At 69.0% G+C, this 19,044-nt stretch carries 17 protein-coding genes; all 17 read left to right on the forward strand.

The features are described 5' to 3' along the window. The first annotated feature begins 123 nt into the window (after nucleotides 1-123). The 17 genes from N792_RS08715 (at nucleotide 124) to fliF (ending at nucleotide 19,032) form a co-directional block, all read left to right on the forward strand. Nucleotides 124-870 carry a flagellar basal body rod protein FlgF gene (locus N792_RS08715; protein WP_036194349.1) on the forward strand — a complete coding sequence of 249 codons (747 nt, stop codon included), beginning with the start codon at nucleotides 124-126 and terminating at the stop codon, nucleotides 868-870. A gap of 64 nt (nucleotides 871-934) precedes the next feature. Then, nucleotides 935-1,720 (forward strand): flagellar basal-body rod protein FlgG, encoded by a 786-nt coding sequence (gene flgG, locus N792_RS08720; protein WP_036194158.1) that lies wholly within the window; start codon nucleotides 935-937, stop codon nucleotides 1,718-1,720. A gap of 115 nt (nucleotides 1,721-1,835) precedes the next feature. After that, a complete protein-coding gene (locus tag N792_RS08725; protein WP_084105606.1) occupies nucleotides 1,836-2,609 on the forward strand; it encodes a flagellar basal body L-ring protein FlgH in 774 nt (257 codons plus the stop codon). Nucleotides 2,610-2,619: 10 nt separating this feature from the next. Then, entirely contained in the window at nucleotides 2,620-3,729 is a 1,110-nt protein-coding gene (locus tag N792_RS08730; RefSeq protein ID WP_036194161.1) for a flagellar basal body P-ring protein FlgI, read from the forward strand. Between the two features lie 117 nt (nucleotides 3,730-3,846). Beyond that, nucleotides 3,847-4,998, forward strand: coding sequence for a glucosaminidase domain-containing protein (locus N792_RS08735; protein WP_052103823.1), 1,152 nt, complete (start codon nucleotides 3,847-3,849; stop codon nucleotides 4,996-4,998). Nucleotides 4,999-5,000: 2 nt separating this feature from the next. Next, a complete protein-coding gene (gene flgK / locus N792_RS08740; RefSeq protein WP_036194164.1) occupies nucleotides 5,001-6,884 on the forward strand; it encodes a flagellar hook-associated protein FlgK in 1,884 nt (627 codons plus the stop codon). A 41-nt stretch (nucleotides 6,885-6,925) separates the two neighbouring features. After that, nucleotides 6,926-8,122, forward strand: coding sequence for a flagellar hook-associated protein FlgL (flgL, locus tag N792_RS08745; RefSeq protein WP_036194166.1), 1,197 nt, complete (start codon nucleotides 6,926-6,928; stop codon nucleotides 8,120-8,122). 130 nt (nucleotides 8,123-8,252) lie between these two features. Then, nucleotides 8,253-9,398, forward strand: a complete 1,146-nt coding sequence (locus N792_RS08750) for a flagellin (RefSeq protein ID WP_036194168.1) — start codon at nucleotides 8,253-8,255, stop codon at nucleotides 9,396-9,398. Between the two features lie 389 nt (nucleotides 9,399-9,787). Then, the gene (fliD, locus tag N792_RS08755; RefSeq protein ID WP_084105608.1) at nucleotides 9,788-11,125 is read left to right on the forward strand and encodes a flagellar filament capping protein FliD; all 1,338 of its coding nucleotides are present in this window, start codon (nucleotides 9,788-9,790) and stop codon (nucleotides 11,123-11,125) included. A gap of 7 nt (nucleotides 11,126-11,132) precedes the next feature. After that, a complete protein-coding gene (gene fliS / locus N792_RS08760) occupies nucleotides 11,133-11,549 on the forward strand; it encodes a flagellar export chaperone FliS (RefSeq protein WP_036194171.1) in 417 nt (138 codons plus the stop codon). Between the two features lie 8 nt (nucleotides 11,550-11,557). Beyond that, nucleotides 11,558-11,842 carry a hypothetical protein gene (locus N792_RS08765; RefSeq protein WP_191150473.1) on the forward strand — a complete coding sequence of 95 codons (285 nt, stop codon included), beginning with the start codon at nucleotides 11,558-11,560 and terminating at the stop codon, nucleotides 11,840-11,842. Next, on the forward strand, nucleotides 11,839-12,414 hold the full coding sequence (locus N792_RS08770; protein WP_036194175.1) for a PilZ domain-containing protein: 576 nt from the start codon (nucleotides 11,839-11,841) through the stop codon (nucleotides 12,412-12,414). The genes N792_RS08765 and N792_RS08770 overlap by 4 nt, the downstream gene beginning before the upstream one ends. Before the next feature lie 343 nt (nucleotides 12,415-12,757). Next, on the forward strand, nucleotides 12,758-14,191 hold the full coding sequence (rpoN, locus tag N792_RS08775; RefSeq protein ID WP_036194176.1) for an RNA polymerase factor sigma-54: 1,434 nt from the start codon (nucleotides 12,758-12,760) through the stop codon (nucleotides 14,189-14,191). Between the two features lie 16 nt (nucleotides 14,192-14,207). Then, nucleotides 14,208-14,612 (forward strand): response regulator, encoded by a 405-nt coding sequence (locus N792_RS08780; protein WP_036194178.1) that lies wholly within the window; start codon nucleotides 14,208-14,210, stop codon nucleotides 14,610-14,612. Continuing rightward, nucleotides 14,609-16,051 carry a sigma-54 dependent transcriptional regulator gene (locus N792_RS08785; protein ID WP_036194180.1) on the forward strand — a complete coding sequence of 481 codons (1,443 nt, stop codon included), beginning with the start codon at nucleotides 14,609-14,611 and terminating at the stop codon, nucleotides 16,049-16,051. The genes N792_RS08780 and N792_RS08785 overlap by 4 nt, the downstream gene beginning before the upstream one ends. A gap of 859 nt (nucleotides 16,052-16,910) precedes the next feature. After that, nucleotides 16,911-17,282: a flagellar hook-basal body complex protein FliE gene (fliE, locus tag N792_RS08790; RefSeq protein ID WP_036194182.1), complete on the forward strand. Its 372-nt coding sequence runs from the start codon at nucleotides 16,911-16,913 to the stop codon at nucleotides 17,280-17,282. Nucleotides 17,283-17,382: 100 nt separating this feature from the next. Next, the gene (gene fliF, locus N792_RS08795; protein ID WP_036194184.1) at nucleotides 17,383-19,032 is read left to right on the forward strand and encodes a flagellar basal-body MS-ring/collar protein FliF; all 1,650 of its coding nucleotides are present in this window, start codon (nucleotides 17,383-17,385) and stop codon (nucleotides 19,030-19,032) included. Nucleotides 19,033-19,044 lie beyond the last annotated feature (12 nt).

A 19,044-nucleotide genomic window follows, 5' to 3' on the forward strand; every position in this document is an offset into this window, starting at 1 on the left:
CCCGCGCAGGCGGGGATCCATGGACGTCGGCGGGGGCAACGGCGCGGCGACGCAGCAACGAACGTTCACAGATTTCCGCCCGTGCAGGAACGACGGAGCAGGCCCAGACGGAGCAAGTCCATGATCGACAAGGCCATGTACGTGGCGATGACCGGGGCCAGCGCCACTTTGCGGGCGCAGGGCGCGGTCTCCCACAATCTCGCCAACGCCAACACCGTCGGCTTTCAGGCCACCCTGGCCGGTACCGTCGCCCGTCCGGTGGACGGCGACGGCCACGGCTCGCGCGTCGCGGCGGCCTACCGCACGCTCGGCGTCAGCGACACCGCCGGCGCAATCAACGCCACCGGCAACGTGCTGGACGTGGCGATGGACCAGGACCGCTGGCTGGCCGTGCAGACGCCCGGCGGCGAAGTGGCCTACACCCGTGCCGGCGACCTGAAGCTGAGCCAGAACGGTCTGCTGACCACCGCCTCCGGCCTGTCCGTGCTCGACCAGAACGGCGCGCCCATCGCGATCCCGCCGCACGAATCGCTGCTGATCGGCAACGACGGCACGATCTCGGTGGTGCCGCTGGGCCAGCCCGCCAACACCATGGCCGAGGTCGGCCGCCTGCAGATCGCGGCCGCCCGCACGCTCGACCTGGAGCGTGGCGAGGACGGCCTGATGCGCCTGCCACCCGGCGCCGAGCCGCTGCCGCCCGCCGCCGGCGTGGTGCTGACCTCCGGCGCGCTGGAGCAGAGCAACGTCGACAGCACCTCGATGCTGGTGTCGATGATCCAGCTGTCGCGCCAGTTCGAGATGCAGGTACGGGTCTTGCAGAGCGGTGACGACAACGCCAAGGCCAGCAACTCGCTGCTGTCCGCGCGCTGATTTCTCCATCCACCTGCTCGGCTGACCCCGCCGCACCACCCCTGATTCCCCGGAGGATTTCCCCATGACCCAGGCACTCTGGATCGCCAAGACCGGCCTAGACGCGCAGCAGACGCGCATGGCGGTGATCTCCAACAACCTCGCCAACACCAACACCACCGGCTTCAAGCGCGACCGCGCCAGCTTCGAGGACCTGCTGTACCAGACCGTCCGCCAGGCCGGCGGCGCTTCCTCCGAGCAGACCCAGTTGCCGACCGGCCTGTCCACCGGCACCGGCGTGCGCGTGGCGGCGACCGACAAGCAGCACACCCAGGGCAACCTGTCGCAGACCGGCAACGCGCTGGACGTGGCGATCAACGGCCGCGGCTTCTTCGAGGTCCTGATGCCCGACGGCAGCCCGGCCTACACCCGCGACGGCAGTTTCCAGGTCAACTCGCAGGGCGAGCTGGTCACCAACGCCGGCTACCCGGTGCAGCCGGGCCTGCAGCTTCCCGAAGGCGCGCAGAGCGTGACCATCGCCGGCGACGGCACCATCACCGTGCAGATCGCCGGCCAGGCCGAAGGCGTGCAGATCGGCGCGCTGGTGGTGTCGGACTTCATCAACCCCGCCGGCCTGCAGGCCAAGGGCGGCAACCTGTACGTGGAAACCGGCGCCAGCGGCCCGGCCCAGCAGGGCGCGCCCGGCGAGAACGGCGCCGGCCTGCTGGTGCAGGGCGCGCTGGAAGGCAGCAACGTCAACGTGGTCGAGGAACTGGTGTCGATGATCGAGACCCAGCGCGCCTACGAGACCAATGCCAAGGCGATCTCCACCACCGACCAGATGCTCGGTTTCCTCAACCAGAACCTGTGACGGGGCGATCATGAAATTGCTTGATGAGGTCGTGCGAAAAGCAACGTCCATGGGCTCCCGCCTTCGCGGGAGTGACGGCAGTAGTAGCCCGTCATCCCCGCGCGGGCGGGGATCCATGGACGTTGCTTCAAGCACCTCGATGCCCCGGCACCTGCTGCTTCCCGTCGCCGTCGCCCTGCTGACCCTCGCCGGCTGCGCCAGCGTGGTCGGCGACGTGCGCCCGTTCGCGCCGGTCGCACCGATGGCCGGCATGGACATTCCGATGGCCTCCAGCCCCGCCATGCCCGGCGCCCACCCGACCGCCATGGCCAGCCAGGCCCGGCATTCCAGCGGCTCGATCTACGCCAACAGCGGCGGCGGAAATACCACCGGCCTGCGGCTGTTCCAGGACAACAAGGCGCGCGAGGTCGGCGACCTGCTGACCATCGTGCTGGTGGAGCGCACCTCGTCCACCTCCCGCGCCAAGACTGCGGTCTCCAAGAACTCGGGTCTCAGCCTGGGCGCGCCTGTCATCGCCGGGGTGCCGGTGACCCACAACGGCCAGTCGATCCTGCAGGCCGAAATCGAGGCCGGCCGCGACTTCAACGGCTCCGGCGATTCCACCCAGAGCAACCGCCTCGACGGCGAGGTCACCGTCAGCGTGGTCAAGGCGCTCGGCAACGGCAACCTGCTGGTCAGCGGGCAGAAGCAGGTGCGGCTGAACCAGGGCGACGAGCTGGTGCAGGTTCAAGGAATCGTGCGGACGGCCGATATCGGCCCTGACAACCGCATCACGTCCGACCGCGTCGGCAACGCGCAGATCGTCTATGGCGGTCGCGGCACGCTGGCGCGTTCCAATGCCATGGGCTGGCTGGGCCGGTTCTTCAACTCCGCCGCCTTCCCGTACTGAGGAGCACGACATGCGTGCGTCAATCTCCCTCCGCTCCATCGCCGCCATTGCCCTGCTCGCGCTGTTCGCGGCCGGCCCGGCCAGTGCGGAACGCATCAAGGACCTGGCCCAGGTCGCCGGCGTGCGCGGCAACGCGCTCGTCGGCTACGGCCTGGTGGTCGGGCTGGACGGCAGCGGCGACCGCACCAGCCAGACCCAGTTCACCGTGCAGAGCCTGAAAACCATGCTCGACCAGCTCGGCGTGACCCTGCCGCCGGGCGTGAACCCGCAGCTCAAGAATGTCGCCGCGGTGGCGATCCATGCCGAGTTGCCGCCGTACGCCAAACCGGGGCAAACCATCGACGTCACCGTGTCCTCGATCGGCAACGCCGGCTCGCTGCGCGGCGGCAGCCTGCTGATGGCGCCGCTCAAGGGCGCCGATGGCCAGGTCTACGCGATCGCCCAGGGCAGCCTGATGGTCAGCGGGTTCGGGGCGTCCGGCCGTGACGGCTCGCGGATCTCGGTCAACGCGCCCAACGGCGGCCGGATCCCCAACGGCGCGACGGTCGAGCGCGCGGTGCCCGGCAATGCCTCGACGTCCGACACCATCACCCTCAACCTGCACGAGTTCGACTTCACCACCGCCTCGCGCATCGTGACCGCGGTCAACGGTGCGTTCGGCCCCGGCATCGCGCGGGCCGTGGACGGGGTGACCATCGAGATCGCCGCGCCCGGCAACGACCGCATCGGCTTCCTGGCCCAGCTGGAGGCGCTGGACATCAGCCCGGGCGCTTCCGCCGCCAAGGTCATCGTCAACTCCCGCACCGGCACCGTGGTCATGGGCGGCCACGTCAGCGTGCTGCCGGCGGCGGTGTCACACGGCTCGCTGACGGTGTCGATCATGGAGAGCGCGCAGATCAGCCAGCCCGGCGCGTTCGGTGGCGGCACCACCGCCGTGGTGCCGCAGTCCTCCATCGAGGTCAGCGAGCAAGGCAACCGCATGTTCCTGCTGGAAGGCAGCTCGCTGCAGGCCATCGTCAACGCGGTGAACGCGGTCGGCGCAGCCCCCGGCGACATCGTCGCGATCCTGGAAGCCCTCAAGCGCGTCGGCGCGCTGCGCGCCGAGCTCGAGGTGATCTGATGATTGCCGTCGTTGTGCACCGTTGTCCCACGGGGACTACCCACCGCAACGATTCCCTGCGCGGTCGCGACTCACGTCGCTCCTACACCGAGGCACGGGGCTTGCACTGACTCCGCCATGCGCCTGCCTTCCGCCACCGCGATTCCCCTCCAGCCCGCCGATGCCTCGCGCGAACGGTTGCAGACGGCTGCGCGCGAGCTGGAGTCGCAGTTCGCCCAGATGATGCTGAAGTCGATGCGCAGCGCCAGCCTCGGCGACCCGATGCTGGGCGACAACACCATGTACCGCGACATGTACGACCAGCAGCTCGCCAAGGAAATGACCAAGGGCCGCGGCCTCGGTCTGGCGCCGATGATCGAGCGGCAACTGTCGCGCAGCCTGCCGGCCGCCACGACAGAGGCCGGATCGATGGCGCTGGGCAAGACGGTCCATGGCGGCCCGATGGCGCTGGGTACGGTGACCGGCAGCGGCCCGCTGGCCCTAGTGCAGAACCTGCCGCTGGCGATGCCGCTGTCGTCCTCGCCCGGCGGCGCTGGACACGCAGGACTGGCTGTGGATGGCTTGCAGCATTCCGGCTTATCTGGTTCCGGGCTGATGCTCGCGCCCAGCCGCGCCGGCGTGTCGATGCCCGCCGTGGCACCGCTGCCGCCACCGCCCGCGCCCCGCACTGAGGATCCCGACGCCAACCCGAGTGCCAACCCGAGCAACAAGCTCGATTGCAGCAGCCCGGAAGCCTTCGTGCGCTCGATCTGGCCGCAGGCGAAGCAGACCGCGCGCGAGCTGGGCGTGTCGGCCAAGGCGCTGGTCGCCCAGGCCGCGTTGGAAACCGGCTGGGGCCGGCGGCTGGTCGGCGGCGACACATCGCACAACCTGTTCGGCATCAAGTCGTCGGCCAATTGGCGCGGCGCGAAAGTCGAGTCGGCGACCCACGAGTTCGTCGACGGCAAGCGCCAGAACCAGCGCGCGCAGTTCCGCGCCTACGACTCGGTGCAGCAGAGCTTCGCCGACTACGCCCGGCTGATGCGCAACGAGCGCTACTCCGGCGCGATCGCCGCCGGCGACGACGCCAGCCGCTTCGCCTCGGCACTGCAGAAGGCCGGCTACGCCACCGACCCGTCCTACGCGGCCAAGATCTCGGCGATCGCCAACGGCCCGACCCTCCAGCGCGCATTGAACGCACTGGCCGACACCGGCGATCGCCCGATCGACGCGCCAAACACTCGCCCTGACCGCGCCTACGCCGCGCTCGACTCCAACCCCCGAGGCTGATCATGAGCGGACTGCTATCCACCGGAAGCTCGGCCCTGCTCGCCTTCCAGCGCGCACTGAACACCGTCGGCCACAACGTCGCCAATGCGTCCACGCCCGGCTACAGCCGCCAGCGGGTCGACTTTGCCGCGCGCCCCGGACAGAGCACCACCGCCGGCTACATCGGCGCCGGCGTGGACGTCGCCGGCCTGCAGCGGCTGGCCGACGGACTGGTGTTCGGCCGCCAGATCGACAGCAGCGCGGAGATCGGCCGGCTCGGCCAGTTGTCCGCGATGGCGACCCGGCTGGACAAGCTGGTGTCCGACCCGGCCAGCGGCCTGGCCGCACCATGGTCGGCGTTCTTCACCGCAGCCGAAGGTGTCAGCGCGGAACCGACCTCGCCCTCCGCCCGCAACGCCCTGCTCGCCGCCGGCCAGCAGTTGGCCACGCGCTGGAGCAACCTGGACGGCCAGATGGCCAGCCAGGAAACCGAGGTCAACCAGCGCATCAAGGCCCAGGTCGCGACCGCCAACCAGCTCGCCAGCGAGATCGCCCTGCTCAACCGCGACATCGCGGCCTCCCGCACCAACGCCACGCCCGACCTGATCGACCAGCGCGCGCTGCGCATCGACCAGCTCGCCAACCTGGTCGGCGCGCACACGGTCGCCCAGGACGACGGCTCGCTCAACGTGTTCACCACCGGCGGCCAGCCGCTGGTGCTTGGCACCCGCACGATGTCGCTGGGCACCGTCGCCGACCCCTACAACGCCGACCGCCTGCAGCTCTCGCTGGAAACCACCGGCGGCGGCTCGGTGCCGCTGTCGGCGTCCACCGTGTCCGGCGAAGTCGGCGGCCTGCTGGAGTTCCGCAGCCGCGTGCTCGATCCCGCCCGCGCCGAGCTGGGCCGCCTGGCCACCGCATTCGCCGAGGCGTTCAACGCCACCCAGCGCGCCGGCGTGGACTACAACGGCGCGCCCGGCGCGGACTTCTTCTCCCTGCCGTCGCCGCGGATTGACCGCCACACCGGCAACACCGGCACCGCCACGTTCGATGCCAGCATCGGCGACATCGGCGCGCTGAAGGGCAACGACCTGGTACTGCGTTTCGACGGCGGCACCTGGGCCGCGACCCGTGCCGACACCGGCGAGGCGGTCCCGGTCACCGGCAGCGGCACCGCCGCCGACCCGCTCAGGATCGACGGCGTGGAACTGGTGATGGGCGGCACGCCGGCCAACGGCGACCGCTTCTCGTTGCGTCCCACCTCGGGTGCCGCCGGCGGGCTGAAGGTCGCGCTGACCGATCCCGCCCGCATCGCGGCCGCCGCGCCGCTGGAAACCAGCGCCGACAGCAGCAACGTCGGCAACGCCAAGGCCGGTGCCAGCAAGATCACCGATGCCGCCGCGTTCGCGGGCTTCGCCGGCGCGTCGATCGAATTCATCGACGCCGGCCAGTACACCATCGACGGCGCCGGCCCGTTCGCCTACACCCCCGGCACGCCGATCACCGGCAACGGCTGGTCGCTCAAGCTCGACGGCATCCCGGCCGCGGGCGACCAGTTCAGCCTGTCGCGCACCCCGCCGCGCTCGTCCGACAACGCCAACGCACTGAACCTGGCCGCGACCGACAAGCAGGACCTGCTCACCGGCGGCACCCTGAGCCTCACCAACGGCCTGTCGCAACTGACCGGCAAGACCGGCGGCGAAGCCCGCCACGCCGCGTTGAACCTGGAAGCGCAGGTCGCGATCCACGGCCAGGTCATTGCCGAGCGCGAGTCGGTGTCCGGCGTCAACCTGGACGAGGAAGCCACCGACCTGCTGCGTTACCAGCAGGCCTACCAGGCCGCCGCCCAGGTCATCGCCACCGCCGACAGCCTGTTCCAGTCGCTGCTCAATGCCGTCCGCCGCTGATCGGCCGACAGCACACCGACACGCATCACGAGGTCGACCGCATGAGAATCTCCACCGCCGGCATGTACGCCCAGGGCCTGCAGAGCATGTTGCAGCGCCAGTCCGAGATGGTCCGCACGCACGAGCAGATGACCACCGGCCGGCTGTACTCGCACGCCGGCCAGAACCCCGCCGCCGCGTCCACCGCGCAGGGACTGGACCACGCCCTGGCCGCGCTGGACAGCTACAAGACCAGCGCCGGCCACCTGGACCGCCGCCTCAACCTGCAGGAGCACGCGCTCACCAGCGCGAACGACCGTGTCGGCCGCGCCCGCGACCTGATCGTGCAGGCCAATACGCCGACGCTCTCGGCCGATGACCGCAAGACCATCGCGACCGAACTGCGCCACCTGCGCGCGGAGCTGATCTCGATCGCCAACAGCAACGACGGCTCCGGCCGCGCCCTGTTCGCGGGCACCCGCGACGGCGTGGTGCCGTTCGCCGACAACGCCGGCACCGTCGTCTATGCCGGCAACGACGGCCAGAACAACGTCGTCGTCGCCCCCGGCCTGAATCTCGCTGACGCCGACCCCGGCAGCGCCTTGTTCATGCGCATGCCGACCGGCGACGGGATGGTCCGCGGCAGCGCCGGCACGGCCAACACCGGCAGCGGCATCCTGCAATCGGCCAGTGTCACCAATCACGGCGCATGGAACGGCAGCGGCATCACGGTGGAATTCACCGCCTCCGACAGCTACCGCGTGCTCGACGGCAGCGGTAACCAAGTCGCCACCGGGAGCTGGGCAAACGGCCAGACCATCAGCGCCGGCGGAGTACAGCTGAAGCTCGATGGCAGCCCAGAACCGGGCGACAGTTTCAGCGTGCAACGCGCGCCCGAGGCCGACATTTTCGCCACCCTGAAATCCCTTGCCGATGCACTTGAAGCGCCCGGCGGCTCTCCCGCCGACGCAGCCCGCCGCACCAACGCACTCAATGCCGGACTGGGCGACCTGACCAGCGCGCAAGAGCACCTGATCGGCGCACGCGCCAGCACCGGCAACCGCCTGTCCGCGCTGGATGCTGCCGCGGAAAGTCGTATCGCCACCAGCCTCTCGCTGGAGACCACGCTGTCGGGTTTACGCGACGTCAACTACGCCGAAGCCGCGAGCCAATTCACCATGCAGCTCACCGCGCTGGAAGCCGCGCAGCAGGTGACCCTGCGTATCCAGGGTCTCTCGCTGTTCAACAAAATCGGCTGAACTGCAAGTTTTTTCCTAAAGCTTCTCCGGCGCTTGCCGTTACCTTTCTCAGCAGCGGACAACACCCAAACGGGACGCCCCTGCGAGCTAACCGGCGCACCGCCGGCATCCCTTTCAGGAGACCAAAACAATGTCTGTCATCAACACCAACGTGATGTCGCTGAACGCCCAGCGCAACCTCGGCGCCAACAGCGCCGATCTGGGCACGACCATTCAGCGCCTTTCCTCGGGCCTGCGTATCAACAGCGCCAAGGACGACGCCGCCGGCCTCGCCATCTCGCAGCGCTTCACCACCCAGATCCGCGGCATGGACCAGGCCGCCCGCAACGCCAACGACGGCATCTCGCTGGCGCAGACCGCCGAAGGCGCGATGGGCGAGATCGGCAACAACCTGCAGCGCATCCGTGAGCTGGCCGTGCAGTCGGCGAACGCCACCAACTCCAGCGACGATCGCGCAGCTCTGCAGAAGGAAGTCAACCAGCTGCTCAGCGAGATCGACCGTGTCGCCGACACCACTAACTTCAACGGCACCAAGCTCCTGAACGGCGACGCCTCTTCGTTCGTGTTCCAAGTCGGCGCCAACGCGGGTGACACCATCACGGTCGACTCGATGATCGACGCGAATATCGCTGCACTGGGTGGCACGATCAGTGTTTCTACCGCCGAGTCGAGCGGGATTTCGGGCCTCGGGACCGGCGCAGTCGTTGCCGGCTCGCTGACCATCAACGGCACTGATATTGGTCCGCTAGACGCGGTCGGCACCGCGTCGCAGCGAGCTGCGCAGGTGGCGAATGCGATCAACCACGTCTCGACCGAAACCGGTGTCAACGCACGAATCAATGAGTCGACGGGCAAACTCGAGCTTTCGTCCGGCGCGACCATCACTATGGGCGGCACCGATGACGGCACTCTCACGGGTTTCGACGGCGCAGGAGCTGCGGTCTCCACAGACGCCACTCACACCGGAATCGCGACGCTCGATATCAGTTCCTACGCCGGCGCCGAACTGGCGATGAAGCAAATCGACGCCGCCATGAAAGAAGTCAACGACGGTCGCGCAGATCTCGGTGCCGTGCAGAACCGCTTCTCGTCGGTGGTGACCAACCTGCAGACCAGCTCGGAGAACCTCTCCGCAGCCCGCAGCCGGATCATGGACGCCGACTACGCCAAGGAAACCGCCAACCTGAGCCGCACCCAGATCCTGGCCCAGGCCGGTACTGCGATGCTGGCCCAGGCCAACCAGGTGCCGCAGAACGTGCTCAGCCTGCTGCGTTGATCGCTCCTCCCCTGGGAGCACCCCGACCGGTCAGTGGCTCCCGCCACTGGCCGGTTTTTTGTTTCTGCCCATGGCATCGCCACGTAGGAGCGACGTCAGTCGCGAATGCACGGCGAAATCGGGCGTCAACGCATTCGCGACTGATGTCGCTCCTATGCCCACTTCCCTATCTCCCGCCAGCGGGATGGGAAGGAGCGGGAGACAAGCGGCCGGTCCACGGCAACCACGGTGATGCCGATCACGGAACCGCTAAAGGTTGGCCCGTCGTTGCCGTTATCTACATCGCAGGGGCGGCGCGCATGAAGCGCCGACAATCCACCGGAACGCTTCTTGCTTGATGCCGTTGGATCAACCGGACTGGCCGGTCAGATCGCCCCAAGGAGACGCACGTGGCTACCATTTCCAATCCCGGTTTTTCCGCCGGCCTCAGCGGGCTGATTCCGCAGTTGGTCGCGGCCGAGCGCGCTCCCGGCGATGCGCGTTTCAACCGGATCGAAAGCACCGCCACCGCGCAGATTTCCGCGTTCGGAAAACTGTCCAGCGGACTGGCCGGGCTGCAGAGCACGCTGGCAAAGTTCGAGGGCACCGACGCGTCGCTGGGCCGCAAGGTCACTCTCGGCACGGACGCGGGCTTCACCGCGACGGCGAACACCAAGGCCGCGCTGGGCAGCTACCAGATCTCGGTGGAAAGCCTGGCCACCGCCCACAAACTGCAATCCGCCGCCGTCGCCAAGGACACCCAGCTCGGCCACGGCAGCCTGTCGATCACGGTCGGCGTCGGCGAGGCGATCGAGGTGGAGATTGCCGAGGGCAAGGGTTCGCTGGCCGATATCCGCGACGCCATCAACGCCCAGGCCGGCGGCAAGGGCGTGACCGCCACCCTCGTGCGCGGCGACGATGGCGACGTGCTGGTGTTGGCCTCGACCAAGACCGGTAGCGAGGGCCGCATGCAGATCACCACCACTGGCGATGGTCTGGGCGTACTTGCTACTGAAGGCGGCACCCTGAAGGTCGCCGATCCTGGCAATCAGGCGCAGATCGAGATCGACGGCATCCTCCACACCGGCAGCAGCAACCGCCTGGACGAGGTCATCGACGGGATCACCATCGACCTGACCAAGGCCAGGCCGGGCGAGACGTTCTCGCTGTCGCTGACCTCCGACGCCAGCCCGCTGAAAGCCAGCATGCTGAGCTTCATCAGCGCCTACAACACCGCCCTGGGCGCCTTGCGCACGCAGAGCGCGGCGGGCGGCGAGAACAGCTCCGGCGCCGCCCTGAGCGGCGACTCCGCGCCGCGCACCATCACCCAGAGCCTGCGCGGCACGATCAGTGCCAACTATTCGCAACTGGCCGAGCTGGGCCTGAAGACCGGGGTCGACGGTTCGCTCAGCCTGGACGGCAGCAAGTTCGATACCGTCATCGCCGCCGACCCCGAAGCCGTACAGCGCCTGCTCGGCGACGAGGGCGCCCTGCAGAAGCCGATGGCCGCCGCGCTCAAGTCCTACCTGGGTGACGACGGCATGATCAAGGGCCGCACCGATGCGCTCAACTCGCGGCTGAAATCGCTCAAGACGGAGCGCGAGATGTTCGACCGCCGTATCAGCGACGTCGAAGCCCGCTACACGCGCCAGTTCACGGCGCTGGACATGATGGTGTCGCAGATGCAGAGCACCAGCAGCTTCCTCACCCAGCAGCTGAGCCAGATCAGTCAGCTCAGACAATCCTGAGACCGCCATGCATAGCGCCCGCAACTACGCCAACCAGTACCGCCAGACCAGCGTCAACAGCGCGGTGCTGGACGCCAGTCCGCACCAGCTGGTTGCCCTGATGCTGGCCGGTGCGCGCGAACGCGCCCGCCTGGCCATCGCCTGCCTGGAACGCGGCGACCTGCCGCGCAAGTCGCAGGCCATCAGCGACGCCAGCGCGATCATCGGTGGCCTCAACGGCGCGCTCGACATGAAGGCCGGCGGCGAGATCGCCGATGGCCTGCAGGCGCTGTACGACTACGCGCAGCGCCGCCTGCTGGAAGCCAACATCGGCAACGACCGCGCGCCGCTGGAAGAGATCGACAGCCTGCTGGGTGACATCGAATCCGCCTGGTGCGCGATTGCCCCGGGCCAGCCGGCCGCCACGACCGGCACCCAGCAGTGAATGCGATGGTGACCCCGACCCTGCCCGCCGCCGCCATCCGCGAGGCACTGGAAGCCGACGACCTGGAAACCGCGATGGGCCTGATCTCCCACCACGAGCGCGATGTCCGTGCTGCGCTGGAGAAGGCAGGCGCCGCCGACCACGACTATTCCGGCTGGCAGGCGCTGCTGGCCGAGCAACGCGCGCTGCTGGAACAACTGCAGACCGCGCGCACCGACGCATCCGATGCGCTGCAGCGACTGAAAGGCAACCGCCGCAGCGTGCAGGCCTACCAGACCGGCAGCGCAAGATGAATGCCGACAACGCCCGCGCACTGGTATTCGGCGACACTCTGGCGTGCGAGGAAACCCGACCGGCGACCTTCGTCCCCGGCGCGCTGGATGCCAACGCCCTGCGCGTGGCCTGCCTGCGCAGCGATGCCCTGCTGCGCGCGATCGCGGTGGTCGAGGACAGCCGCAACGAGGACGGCGAGGAGCGCAGCACGCAGGAACTGGCGATGCAGCGGGTGGAAGCCAAGCTCGACCTGCTGACCGCGCTGGTCGCCACCCTGGTCAACAGCCAGGAGCCGCACGACCCGCCGCAACCGATCCGCTGGTCGGCGCTGGGCGTGTGCCTGGCCGTGGACACCGCCACCGCAAGCACGGCGACGCCGGGCACCGTCGGCATGTTCCGGGTGCAGCCCTGCGACTGGTTGCCGGAAGCGTTGCAATTGCCCGCGACCGTGCTGGCCAGCGTCGCCGACGGGGACGGCCATCACCTGTGGCTGCGCTTCCAGTCATTGCCGCCCACACTGTCCGCCGCGCTGGAACGCCATCTGTTCCGCGTGCACCGGCGCGCGATCGCCGAGTCCCGCCGCCCGCGCTGAGCGACCGGTGCGGATTGCATCACCACCAACTCGGTCCTGGCTCCGGACTCCCTTCTCCCGCCTGCTGGAGAAGAGCCTGCCCCGGACCCGATCCGGGGTGCCCGAAGGGCGGATGAGGGCAAACGCGACCACCCATGCGACGAATGCGTCCCCGCGCGAAATGCCCCTGCCGGAACGACGGAAACCCGACGTCTGGCCGAAGCATCCGCCGCAGTGCCCTTTTCCGGCCATCAACTGACCGAGGTCACGGACAGGGCTCTCTTCCTTCATGCATGATTCATACCACTCGCCATGCCGGAAACCGGACATGGCCCGGTATATGAATGGGTGAAAGGGGGAAGCTGTGAAACAGGTCGCTCGTGCGCAGCTTGCGCAGACCGTCAATCTCACGCCGCAGCTGCTGCAGTCGATCCGGCTGCTGCAGTTGACGGCGCCGCAGCTGGAGCAGGAGCTGCTGCAGGCGCTGGCGCTCAATCCGATGCTGGAGCAGGACGAGGACAACGAGGTCGGCGAGACCGAGATCGACGCGCGCGACGCCCACGACGACGTGGCTGCACTGGAAGCCGCGGCCTGGGACGAGTTGCCCGAGCCGATGCACAGCGCGCCGATGTCCAGCGGTGGCAGCAGTGACGACGACGGCATCGCCCGCATCGCCGCCGGCAGCTCCACCGATCCACGCGTGCGCCTGCTGCAGGAACTGACGCTGGACTGGGACCTGGCCGACCTGCGCCTGGCCCAGTGGTGGCTGGACCACTGCGACGACCGCGGCTATCTGGAGCAGCCGCTGGACGAGTTGACCCTTGCCGGCGCGCATGCCCTGTCCGTCCCGCGACAGGACCTGCAGACCGTGCGCCTGCGCCTGCTGCACGGCCCCTGGCCGGGCATGGCCGCCGTCGACGCGGCCGAGTGCCTGCGCGCGCAACTGGCCCGGCAACGCCAGCAGGCGCGACGCACCGATGCCGGCGCGGCCGCCACTTACGACCTTGCCGACCGCATCCTGACCCGCCACATCGACCTGCTGGCCGCGCACGACCATGCCGCGCTGGCCAAGGCGCTGGGCGTGCCCCGTGATGCGATCGACCGCGCGGCCGGCCTGATCCTCACCCTGAGCCCCAGCGCGATCGAGGAACCCGCCGATGCCGTCGCGGCCTACATCACTCCCGACGTGGTGGTGCGCTTTCTTGGCGGGGAATGGCGGGTGGCCCTGAACGGCCGCGCCACACCGCGCATCCGCGTCGCCGCCCATTGCGAGCGCGCGCTGGCCGGCGCGCCGGGCGACCAGAGCGCGCTGCGCGGCCTGCTCGACGAAGCCCGCTGGCTGGTGCGCGGCGTGGCGATGCGCAACGACACCCTGCTGCGCACCGCGCAGGTGCTGGCCGAGCGCCAGCGCGGCTTCCTGGAACGCGGCGACGAGGCCATCGCGCCGCTGACCCTGCGCGAGGTCGCCGACGCGATCGGCATGCACGAGTCCACTGTCTCGCGCATCACCACCGGCAAGTACATCCAGACCCCGCGCGGCACGTTCGAGCTCAAGCGCCTGTTCGCGGTGCGGCTGGACGGCGCGACGGTGTCCGGTGCGGCGGTCAAGGCGATGGTCAAGCGCCTGATCGACGCCGAGCCATCGCACGCGCCGCTGGCCGACGACACCATCGCCGGTCTGCTCGAGCGCCAGGGCGTGCGCATCGCGCGACGCACCGTGGCCAAATACCGCGACCAGCTTTCCATCGGTCCCGCGCGCTCACGCCAGCGCCCGGCCCCTTCCGCCATCACCGGCTGACCCGGAGTAGCACCTGATGCGCAATCTCAACGTCCTGCTGGTCGACGATCACGAAGGTTTCATCAATGCGGCCAAACGCCACCTGCGGCGGCTGGAATGGATCACCGTGGTCGGCTCGGCCGGCAACGGCATCGAGGCGATCGCCCAGTGCGAGGCGCTGCACCCCGATGCGGTGTTGATGGACCTGGCCATGCCGGAGATGGGCGGGCTGCAGGCCACGCGCCTGATCAAGGCCCAGGACGAGCCGCCCTACGTGGTGATCGCCAGCCATTTCGACGACGCCGAACACCGCGAGCACGCCCAGCGCGCCGGCGCGGATGCGTTCGTCAGCAAACTGTCCTACCTCCACGACGTGGTGCCGTTGCTGGAAGCGCTGGCCGGCACCCTCGCCATCGAGCCGGCCACCCAGGTTCTGCCATGAGTGAATCCCGCATTCTGGTGCTCGACAGCGACATGGAGCGCGCCGAGCGCGTCGCCACGTTGCTGGAGTTCATGGACTTCACCCCGCGGCTGGCCGAACCCGGCGACATCGACCTCAAGCGCGCGCGACCCGGCGACTGGGTGGCGATCGTCGTGGGCGATGTCGCCGACGACCCGGTCTGGCCGGACTTCGTCCAGTGGATCGCCGCCCAGCCGCTGCATCCACCGCTGATGCTGTTGACCGGCCACGCCGACGACGCGCCCTGGCGGGCCGCGCTGCACCCGGAAACGCTGTGGCCGCTGGACTACCCGATCCGCCGCACCCAATTGCAGGAAGCCCTGCGCCGCGCCAGCCTCAAGCGCATCAACGAGGACGAGCAACGCGAGCACTCCACCGGCGGCCCGACCGGCCGCAGCCCGGCGACGCTGCGGCTGTCGCGGATGATCGACCAGGTCGCGCCGTTCGATACCACTGTGCTGATCCTGGGCGAATCCGGCACCGGCAAGGAGGTCGCCGCGCGCACCGTGCATGCGCGTTCGCGGCGCCACGACAAGCCGTTCGTGGCGATGAACTGCGGCGCGATCCCGGCCGAGCTGCTGGAAAGCGAACTGTTCGGCCACGAAAAAGGCGCGTTCACCGGCGCCCTGACCCAGCGCAAGGGCCGCTTCGAGATGGCCGACGGCGGCACCCTGCTGCTGGACGAGATCGGCGACATGAGCATGCCGATGCAGGTCAAGCTGCTGCGCGTGCTGCAGGAGCGCACCTTCGAGCGCGTCGGCGGCAACCAGACCATCCAGTGCGACGTGCGCGTCATCGCCGCGACCCACCGCGACCTGGAATCGCACATCGCCGAGGGCAAGTTCCGCGAGGACCTGTTTTACCGGCTCAACGTGTTCCCGATCGAGATGCCGCCGCTGCGCGAGCGCAGCGACGACCTGCCCGACCTGATCGCCGCGATCACCCGCCAGCTGGCCGAGGCCGGCCGCGGCCGGGTCACCCTGAGCGAAGGCGCGGTGGACGTGCTGCGCCATTACGCCTGGCCGGGCAACGTGCGCGAGTTGAGCAACCTGCTGGAACGGCTGGCGGTGCTGCATCCCGCAGAAATCGTTCGCGCCACCGACCTGCCCGCGCGCTACCGGGCCGGGATGCCGGAGCTGCCGGAGGAGCCCGCGCCGAAGGCCGTCGCTGTCGATCCGGCCGGGAACCCGACAGACGACAGGCCAGCGGACGGGCCCCACCCCGCCGCGACCCTGTCGCCGCGTACCACGTTGCCGGCGGAGGGCATGGACCTGCGTTCGCACATCGCGGATGTCGAGCTGGAACTGATCCGCGCCGCCCTGGAGCAGGCCGACGGGGTGGTCGCCCACGCCGCCCCGCTGCTGGGCCTGCGACGCACCACCCTCGTGGAAAAGCTGCGCAAGTACGGCATCGAGCGCTGAGGCATGAAGTGAATGGGACAAGCCGGTAATCCGGCGGTCAAGCGGTGCATCCGCGATGGCATGGTGACTGTGGATGGCAAACCGATCGACCGGTTCCGGATTGACTGACGCAGTTTAGAGCGACTTGGTTTTTCTCGTCATTCCCGCGAAGGCGGGAATCCAGCGCCTTCGCTTTTAACTGTTGCATGGCGATGAATAGCGCTGCGTGCGTAAAAAGCAGCTTCGGCAGGTTGCGCGAAGGGAGGCCCGTGCCGGGGGCGATTGCTCACCCCTCGGTCAGGGCGTCCTGCCCTGACTCGGGGACGCAGACCCGCTCCGCGGTCCGGCCCGGCGCAGCGCGCCGGGCGTTCACGCGACCCGCGCGGCGATGCCGCGCAAACGGGCCGCGCTCACCCATGGCCTGCTTTCCGCAATACCCCCGGCACCGGCCTCCCGCGTAGATATCCGAACTTTTGAGGCAAGGGTCAAAGCGGAATGCCTTTTTTGAAGCCTTGCCATCTGAGCTTGCCGGGGAATGGGTCAAACAACGAAATGCCCTCCGGTAAAACCCCGATACCAAAGCGCTGCCACCACAGTCTGAACTGACGCCCCATGTTTCCGAAGCCAGCGCAACGATCCGCTGAAGGCGTCCTGCGGGGTGGTTGCGTAGAGCGGGCATGGATGCCCGCGGCCCCGAGTCGGCCAGGGATGGCCGATCGAGGGGAGGAGCAACTACCCCACAGGGCGCATTCAGCAGCGCGCCAAAGATCGAATCCGATGCCTTGGCCTTTGCCGGACACCAATGCCGGAATCCCGGCGCGCCACTGGCACACCGCTTGCATCGTCAGGCGCAGTTGACCTGACAGCCTGAAACCCGGCCATGACCGACGCGATTTCCTCGATCCTCTCCCAGATCCGTGCGCACCAGATGCACGCGGGTGGCCGTCTGGGCGATGCACCGGCGGGCAACGCGATCAGCCCCGGTGCGATCAACCCCGGTGGCATCGGGCAGGCAGAGGGGATAAAGGGGCCGGGCTTCTCGGAAACGCTGAACAACGCACTCGACAACGTCAGCCGCGCGCAGAACCACGCGGGGCAGATGCAGCAGGCGTTCGAGATGGGCGACCCGCGCGCGGACCTGGCTCGGGTGATGGTCGCGATGCAGCAGTCATCGGTGGCCTTCAAGGCCACCGCCGAAGTGCGCAACCGTCTGGTGCAGGCGTACCAGGACGTGATGAACATGCCGATATGACGGCGCCGATCGCCTTGGCCGGGCGACAGGCCCGCACGCTTTCGCCACATGGCCTCCGTAACCCGGCACGCCGCAGACCAGCATTCCCGAGAACGCACCGATGAGCGCCATTCTTCCCAAGAACCCCCTGGCCGGCCTGCGCGAGATGGGGCCATTGCAGGACATCCCGGTAGTGCGCCAGATGGGCACGTTCGCGCTGGTCGCGGCGGCGATCGCGATCGGGCTGTGGCTGTTCTTCTGGACCCAGCGCCCGGACTACGTGCCGGTGTTCGCCGGACTGGACGCGAAATCCACCAGCGAGGCGTCCGACCTGCTGCGCACTGCACGCATCCCGTTCCGCGTCGATCCGGTCAGCGGCGCGCTGGCGGTGCCGACCGACCAGAGCGGGCAGGCGAAGCTGGCCCTTGCCTCCGCCGGGTTGCCGGCGGGCAACGGCGGCGGCTTCGAATCGCTGCAGGGCGACCAGGGCTTCGGCACCAGCCAGTTCGTGGAGAACGCGCGTTACCAGCACGCGCTGGAGACCGAGCTGGCCCGCACCATCGCCAACCTGCGGCCGGTGCTGGAAGCGCGCGTGCACCTGGCGATCCCCAAGCCCAGCGCCTTCACCCGCCAGAAGGAGCCGGCCAGCGCGTCGGTGGTGCTGCACCTGCGCAACGGCAGCGTGCTGGAGACCGGCCAGGTCAACGCGATCGTGCACCTGGTGTCCAACAGCATCCCGCAGTTGCCGCTGGAGAGCATCACCGTGGTCGACCAGTTCGGCCGCATGCTGTCGGAGACCGATCCGGACAGCGATGCGGCGATCGGCGCCAAGCGTTTCGAGCAGCAGCGCCGCCAGGAAGCGGTCTACGTGCAGCGCATCCAGGAACTGCTGGCGCCGATGACCGGCCCCGGCCGGGTCAGCACCCAGGTCAGCGTGGACATGGACTTCGCCCAGACCGAGCAGGCGCGCGAGGTCTACGGGCCGGACCCGGCGATCGTCCGCAGCGAACAGATTTCCGAATCCGGCAACCTCGCCGCCGCGCAGCCGCCGCAAGGCGTACCCGGCAGCGCCAGCAACACGCCCGATGCAGCAGCAGCGGCCACGGCGGCGGCCGACCCGGCACCGGCACCCGCCGCGCCGCAGAACAGCAACGGCGCGCGCACCGCGGTGCGCAACTACGAGATCGACCGCACCCTGACCCACACCCGGCAAGCGCCCGGCCGGATCACCCGGGTCACGGCGGCGGTGCTGGTGGACAACATTCCCGGCCCGCCGGGCCAGGATGGCAAGGCGGTCACCCGCGCCCTCACTGCGGCCGAGCTGGGCCGCATCGAATCGCTGGTGCAGCAGGCCGTCGGTTTCGATGCGCAGCGTGGCGACATGGTCACCGTGGTGAACGCACCCTTCGCCCGCGACCTGGTGGACGAACCGGCCGGCACGCCGCTGTGGGAAAACCCGCGCGCCAAGGAACTGCTGCGCATCGCCCTGGGCGGTCTGGCGGTGCTGGCGTTGATCTTCACCGTGCTGCGGCCCGCCCTGCGCCAGCTGATGGGGCCGGTCAAGCCGCGCACCGCGGTGGCGACGCTGATCGAGGAGGACGAGGTGCCGGTCACGCTGTCCGCCCCCGCCGCCCCGGTCCGCCTGGGCAACGACGCCAGGGAAGCACCGATGGACTTCGACGAAAAACTGCAGGTGGCACGTACGGCGGTCAGCAACGACCCCAAGCGGGTCGCCAACGTGATCCGCAACTGGGTGGAAGTCGATGGCTGAGCCGAAGGAACC

It is taken from the genome of Lysobacter concretionis Ko07 = DSM 16239, assembly GCF_000768345.1.
GTDB classification, from domain to species: domain Bacteria; phylum Pseudomonadota; class Gammaproteobacteria; order Xanthomonadales; family Xanthomonadaceae; genus Novilysobacter; species Novilysobacter concretionis.

What these genes read in the sequence shown, in the direction of transcription:
- flgG (WP_036194158.1), top strand. Translation starts at nt 935, where the DNA reads ATGACCCAGGCACTCTGGATCGCCAAGACCGGCCTAGACGCGCAGCAG.
- N792_RS08725 (WP_084105606.1), top strand. Translation starts at nt 1,836, where the DNA reads ATGGACGTTGCTTCAAGCACCTCGATGCCCCGGCACCTGCTGCTTCCC.
- N792_RS08730 (WP_036194161.1), top strand. Translation starts at nt 2,620, where the DNA reads ATGCGTGCGTCAATCTCCCTCCGCTCCATCGCCGCCATTGCCCTGCTC.
- N792_RS08735 (WP_052103823.1), top strand. Translation starts at nt 3,847, where the DNA reads ATGCGCCTGCCTTCCGCCACCGCGATTCCCCTCCAGCCCGCCGATGCC.
- flgK (WP_036194164.1), top strand. Translation starts at nt 5,001, where the DNA reads ATGAGCGGACTGCTATCCACCGGAAGCTCGGCCCTGCTCGCCTTCCAG.
- flgL (WP_036194166.1), top strand. Translation starts at nt 6,926, where the DNA reads ATGAGAATCTCCACCGCCGGCATGTACGCCCAGGGCCTGCAGAGCATG.
- N792_RS08750 (WP_036194168.1), top strand. Translation starts at nt 8,253, where the DNA reads ATGTCTGTCATCAACACCAACGTGATGTCGCTGAACGCCCAGCGCAAC.
- fliS (WP_036194171.1), top strand. Translation starts at nt 11,133, where the DNA reads ATGCATAGCGCCCGCAACTACGCCAACCAGTACCGCCAGACCAGCGTC.
- N792_RS08770 (WP_036194175.1), top strand. Translation starts at nt 11,839, where the DNA reads ATGAATGCCGACAACGCCCGCGCACTGGTATTCGGCGACACTCTGGCG.
- N792_RS08780 (WP_036194178.1), top strand. Translation starts at nt 14,208, where the DNA reads ATGCGCAATCTCAACGTCCTGCTGGTCGACGATCACGAAGGTTTCATC.
- N792_RS08785 (WP_036194180.1), top strand. Translation starts at nt 14,609, where the DNA reads ATGAGTGAATCCCGCATTCTGGTGCTCGACAGCGACATGGAGCGCGCC.
- fliE (WP_036194182.1), top strand. Translation starts at nt 16,911, where the DNA reads ATGACCGACGCGATTTCCTCGATCCTCTCCCAGATCCGTGCGCACCAG.
- fliF (WP_036194184.1), top strand. Translation starts at nt 17,383, where the DNA reads ATGAGCGCCATTCTTCCCAAGAACCCCCTGGCCGGCCTGCGCGAGATG.